Below are 4,951 nucleotides of genomic sequence, written 5' to 3' on the forward strand. Positions count from 1 at the left end.
GGATTTTTATTTTTTATTATTTGACCGTTTAAATAAATATCCCCAGTAACATTAGGCATATTTCCAAATATAGCTTGCATTATTTCTGTTCTTCCTGCTCCCATTAATCCAGATACACCTAAAACTTCACCAGCATGAACTTGGAAAGAAACGTTTTCAAATACACCAGGACAGTTTAAATTTTTTACTTCAAAGGCTACATCACCTATTGCTGATTCTCTAGCTGGGTATCTTTCTCCTATTTCTCTACCTATCATCATTTTAACTACATCATTCATGTCTATTTCTGAAATTTTCTTTGTTCCTATATATGAACCATCTCTAAGAACAGTAATACGGTCACATAGTTCAAATATTTCCTCCATACGGTGAGAAATATAAACTATAGAAACGCCTTTTTTTCTAAGTGAATTTACTACTTCAAATAGTACTTCTGTTTCACTTTGAGTTAAAGCTGCTGTTGGTTCATCCATTATTATAACCTTCGCATCTACCATTAGTGCTTTTGCAATTTCTATCATTTGTTGTTGTCCTATAGATAATTCATCCATTCTTTGACCTGGATCTATTTTTACACCAAGCATATCTAGGATTTCTTTTACCTTTTTTCTCATCGCTTTTTTGTCACATACACCAAATGCTTTTTTTATTTCTTTGCCTAGAAACATATTTTCTTCAACTGTTAAATCGAATAATACGTTTAACTCTTGATGAATAAATACGATTCCTGCTTTTTCGGCTTCTTGCGGATTGTTATAGCATACTTCTTTTCCATCTACTAAAACTGTACCCGCATCTTTAGTGTAAACACCTGTTAAAATCTTCATTAATGTAGATTTACCAGCACCGTTTTCTCCCATAAGTGCATGAATTTCTCCATCATCTAATAAAAAACCTGCACTCTTTAAAACTGCGTTACCACCAAATGACTTGTCAATTCCACGCATTTCAATCTGCATGTCTTTCCCCCCTTATTAAAAAATGCATCCAGACTGTAAAATTATATTCGCATAAGGAGTTGTCTCCCCTGTACGTATGACAGCCTTACATTCTTTTGTCATTTCTTTTAGTTCAACATGAGAAACAAATTCTACTTCTACCTCTTGTCCAGCAAAATAATCGTTTATTTCAGCTAAAACCTTTGGATTATTTTCTTTTATTTCTTCTGCTAAAACTATTTTTTCTATCTTCATGTCATCACCAACTACTTTTAAAAGCTCCATAAAAGTTGGTTGTCCAAATTTAACTGCTAAGTCAATTCTTTCTGTTTCTTCTGGGATTGGAAGACCACAGTCAGCTATACATATACGATCTGTATGTCCCATATAAGAAAGAACACTTGATATATCACTATTTAAAATTCCATGTCTTTTCAAAACTATTTACCTCCAAGCTCTTTTTCTACTTCTTGAACAGTTGGCATACCACTTTGTGCTCCAAACTTTTCTGTAGATAAGCTAGCTGCTGTATTTGCAAAAGTTAAAGCATCCTTTATGTTTGCACCACCTGCTATTTGCACAGAAAAAGCACCGTTTAAAGTATCCCCAGCACCTGTTGTATCTACAACCTTTGCAGGTCTAGCTGGCACTGTTAAAATTTCACCTGATTTTAAACATGTAGAAACTCCTCTTGATCCTTGAGTGATTAATAATTTTTCAGGATATTTTTTAAGAAGCTCTTCTGTAGTCATCTCATCTCCAAATATTAATACTGCTTCATGCTCATTAGGTGTTAAATAAGTTACCTTTTCTATAATTTCCATTGGAACTTTAGCTGCTGGAGCTGGGTTTAATACAACTGGTATATTTTTTTCTGCACAAAACTCTACTATATAATGTACTGTATCTAGTGGAATTTCATGTTGAAGAACTACCATATCATAAGTTTGTAGTACATCCTTTATACCATCTACATAATCCTTGTCTACTTTTCCATTTGCTCCTGGAACTACTATGATTGTGTTATCGTTTTCCCCAACAGTAATCATTGCTATACCAGTTGGAACACCTTCTAATACTTTTATATGTTCTGTCTTTATTCCAACGTTTTTCATGTTTTCTATCATCTTTTGTCCATTACTGTCGTCACCAATACACCCAAACATTTCTACCTCTGCACCAAGCTTTGCCATTGCAACTGCTTGATTAGCACCTTTTCCACCTGGGATGTAGCTAATACTATCACCTAATAAAGTTTCACCCTTCAGTGGAATTCTCTCTGCTGTCACTGTCATGTCTGTATTAATGCTACCCACTACTGCTAGTTTCATATTTTTCACCCCTTTATTTTTGTAGTTTGACGTTGTATAAGCTTAACATCAAATACATTTTCTTTTTCTATTTCTTCTCCCTTTTTATGTTGAATAATAATCTGAGCTGCTTTCTTTCCCATTTTTTTTATCGGCTGAGCAATAGTAGTTATTTCAGGTGTAGACAACCAACTGAAACTAATATTATCAAAGCCTATAATTTGAATATCCTCTGGTACACGATATCCTTTTTTTGAAACTACCTTATAAACAGAAATCGCAACCATATCATTACTAGCTATAATCCCATCTACATCAGGATATTTTTTTATTAATTCCTTTGTTTGTTTAAGACCAGATTCATAGCTGTAATCACATTCTATATATTGTTCATTTAGTCCATATTCCTTACAAATGTCTCTATATCCCAAATATCTTTGTTTTGCACTTGAAAGTGATTGAGGTCCTCTCATACATACAATACTTTTACAACCACATTTTATTAAATGCTCTGTTGCCATTCTTCCACCTTTGTAGTTGTCAGCTTCTACTACTGCCATTTCCTTATCACTAGAAAACTTTCTATCTACTAACACTACAGGAAAATCGTATTTTTCTACTTCTTGTGCAGTCCTACTACTATTTGTCATGATGATAATTCCATCTGCCTTTAATTGATTTAACATTTGTATGTTCATCAATTCTTTTTCTTCATTGTCATCAGAATTACAAAGTAATATTCTATATCCATTTTCATAGGCTTCCTTTTCAATAACTCTTGCCAATTCGTTGAAGAATGGATTTTCAATATTTGGAACAATCATTCCTATGATTTTAGATGATTTTTTAAATAGCGCTCTAGCTAATTCATTCGGTTTGAAACCCGTTTCATCAATAGCCTCAAGAACTCTTTGTTTTTTTTGCTCATCCACTTTAGCTGTTCCATTTATTACTCTTGATACTGTTGCAGGAGAAACGTTCGCCATCTTAGCTACTTCTCTAATGCTTGCCATTTTAATCACCTCTTACTTAAATGCTCCCTGTTTCATGTTTCTTGAAACCGGTTTCACGTTTTATTAATTTAATTATAATTGCATAATTATAATTCTGTCAACATATTTTTTGAACTTCATAAAATATTTTTTCACATAAAAAAAGTCGCTAAATTAATAGCAACTATTCTTCTTTATATAAATTAGTTTTTGGGAATACAATAGTAACTCGCGTGAACTTTTTATATATCGATTCTATATCTATACTTAAATTCAAACGACCACATAGCTTCTTGCAGAGATATAGACCAATCCCTGTGGAGTACTCTTTATTTCTATCGGTTCCAGTAAACCCATAATCAAATACTCTTGGCAAATCGCAATCTCTTATCCCCTGCCCGTTATCTTCAATAACCATGACAATTTTATTTTTTTTATTTAAGCTGTATATTTTAATTAACTTGTCTTCTTTATCCATATATTTTATAGAATTTTGCAAAATCTGACCTATTATAAATACTAACCATTTTTCATCTGTATAAACATAATTTTGCAAATTATCTATATCTAAGCATATTCTATTTTGCATTAAATTCTCTCTGTAATCCATGATGACCGTATGAACTAGATCCTCCAAGCTTATTTTCTTAATAAAATAATCCTTCTCTACATTATCACTTCTAGCGTAAAACAGCATCTGCTCTACAAAATTATTAATTTTGTTTACTTCACTTTTTATATTCATATCTTGTCTATTATCACATAATAATGAAATCGCTGATATCGGAGTTTTAATTTCATGTACAAAGCTCTCTATGTAATCATGATAGTCTTTTATATCACTTTCTAAATCAGTTATTTTATCATTCATAGATTTACATGCTTTCTTTAAGGCATAATAATATGCTTCGTTCTTAAAATTTTTAGGTTTTTTTAAGATCTCTGCTATTAGATATTTTTCATCCAGATTATCTACTATAGATGTTATTTCATTGTATTCCTTCTTTTTCATTGAATATGAAACAAAAAGGTATACCATCATGCCTAATATCCAAATCCCATCTAAGATGACAACCGCTTCAGCAGGTAGTTCGAATAATTTAAAATATATAGATATCAAAAAAATCACAGAAACCTGAAATATCACAAACCAAATTCTCTCTTCAATATAATCTATAAACTTCATATACTATAACCCCTACCTCTTACAGTTTTTATAAAATCCTTAAGTCCTATATCCTCTAGCTTTCTTCTAACTCTATTTATGTTTACACATAGGATATTTTCATCTATGTAGAATTTATCATTCCACAAATCCTCCATAAATTTTTCCTTAGTTATGTAGTTTCCTGCATTTAGAAACAAATAGTACATTATTCTAAATTCGTTTCTCGTTAACTCTACCTCCTTGCCTTTATACTTAATCAGAGATAGATGTAAATCCAGTACAACATCTCTGACCACAAGCTCTCTATAGTTAACTGGATTCGATTCCTTTAATCGTCTCTTTATTTTTTCCAGTAAAATATACTTATTATAAGGCTTAGTTATAAAGTCACTTCCACCTGTTATAATACTTCTTAATTCATCCTCTTCTGAGTTTCTGCTAGTTACAAATATAATTGGAACAGAATTATTCTCCTTTATCCTCTTGCAAATCTCAAATCCATTTTCATTAGGCAAATTAATATCTAGTAAAATAAGGTTGTAG

General features: G+C 31.6%; 6 protein-coding genes. All 6 read right to left on the reverse strand.

All coding sequences use genetic code 11. The features are described 5' to 3' along the window. Positions 1-959 (reverse strand): sugar ABC transporter ATP-binding protein (locus tag ACI3VO_RS06145; RefSeq protein WP_439757063.1); only part of this gene is annotated, 959 nt, incomplete at its 3' end. A gap of 15 nt (positions 960-974) precedes the next feature. Beyond that, complete coding sequence (gene rbsD / locus ACI3VO_RS06150; RefSeq protein ID WP_439757064.1) at positions 975-1,376, reverse strand: D-ribose pyranase; 402 nt, start codon at positions 1,374-1,376, stop codon at positions 975-977. A 2-nt stretch (positions 1,377-1,378) separates the two neighbouring features. Then, positions 1,379-2,269 carry a ribokinase gene (gene rbsK / locus ACI3VO_RS06155; RefSeq protein ID WP_439757065.1) on the reverse strand — a complete coding sequence of 297 codons (891 nt, stop codon included), beginning with the start codon at positions 2,267-2,269 and terminating at the stop codon, positions 1,379-1,381. 5 nt (positions 2,270-2,274) lie between these two features. Then, positions 2,275-3,261: a LacI family DNA-binding transcriptional regulator gene (locus tag ACI3VO_RS06160; protein WP_439757066.1), complete on the reverse strand. Its 987-nt coding sequence runs from the start codon at positions 3,259-3,261 to the stop codon at positions 2,275-2,277. A gap of 163 nt (positions 3,262-3,424) precedes the next feature. Beyond that, a complete protein-coding gene (locus ACI3VO_RS06165) occupies positions 3,425-4,426 on the reverse strand; it encodes a sensor histidine kinase (protein WP_439757067.1) in 1,002 nt (333 codons plus the stop codon). Further along, the coding region (locus ACI3VO_RS06170; RefSeq protein ID WP_439757068.1) for a response regulator transcription factor at positions 4,423-4,951 on the reverse strand (529 nt) is incomplete at its 5' end. The genes ACI3VO_RS06170 and ACI3VO_RS06165, both read right to left, overlap by 4 nt.

Origin of the sequence: Intestinibacter sp. (genome assembly GCF_051866655.1) — a bacterium.
In the GTDB taxonomy this organism is placed as follows: Bacteria; Bacillota; Clostridia; order Peptostreptococcales; family Peptostreptococcaceae; genus Intestinibacter.